Origin of the sequence: Croceitalea marina (assembly GCF_042684265.1) — a bacterium.
GTDB lineage: Bacteria > Bacteroidota > Bacteroidia > Flavobacteriales > Flavobacteriaceae > Croceitalea > Croceitalea marina.
Genome location: NZ_JBHULB010000022.1, coordinates 1 through 640, shown reverse-complemented (window position 1 = coordinate 640; position 640 = coordinate 1). Strand labels below are relative to the sequence as shown.

The window sequence follows — 640 nt, the reverse complement described above, 5'->3', positions numbered from 1 at the left end:
CGGCACCACTGAGTTCTGTTAACAGTTGCTCGACAAAGATGGAGGTATTGGAGGCATTCAAATCAACATCGATGCTCTTGCACTTTATGTTGGAATATTCCTGGGGGATTACCTTTACGGGTCCGAGGACTGTTGATTTCTCAGGACTTGTCAGATCCCCTCCGATGGCCTCCTGCATATTGTTGGTGATCACAAATACCTTGAGATCTTGGACTGTACTGAGTTCGCCATATGCCTGGGCTATACTGACCATGCTGTAATATCCCAGCTTCTGAGCTAGTTCTATAGTTTCCTGGTTATAGTCTTTGTGTTGATCTAATGGATTTACCCCCCATAGATGTAAGATTCTTTCAGGCAAATCCCCAAGTTCACTTAAGCCCTCAAACAATGCTTTGTAGTCTTCTTTATTGTCGGCCTCTATTTCATAGTGATGGTCACCATTTCTTTTATATCCCTTACCGGCCTCAACAGTTACCACCTGATGACCTAGGGTTTCTAATGCCGGTATTAGTTGGTTTGCTATACCTACGCTGTCCTGAAATACCAGATACTTGTATTTGGCAGTTGTTGCAGCTTCTTGTGTCGGCAGTTCGGCTCTCTTCCAACGGGGAACATAAAACCAATCTTCAACGGCCTGTTT

1 protein-coding gene is annotated in these 640 nt (G+C 44.4%); it reads right to left on the bottom strand.

Going from position 1 to position 640, the window contains the following annotated elements; all coding sequences use genetic code 11:
* Positions 1–640 (bottom strand): KR prefix domain-containing protein (locus ACFSQJ_RS14135; RefSeq protein ID WP_377767622.1); only part of this gene is annotated, 640 nt, incomplete at both ends.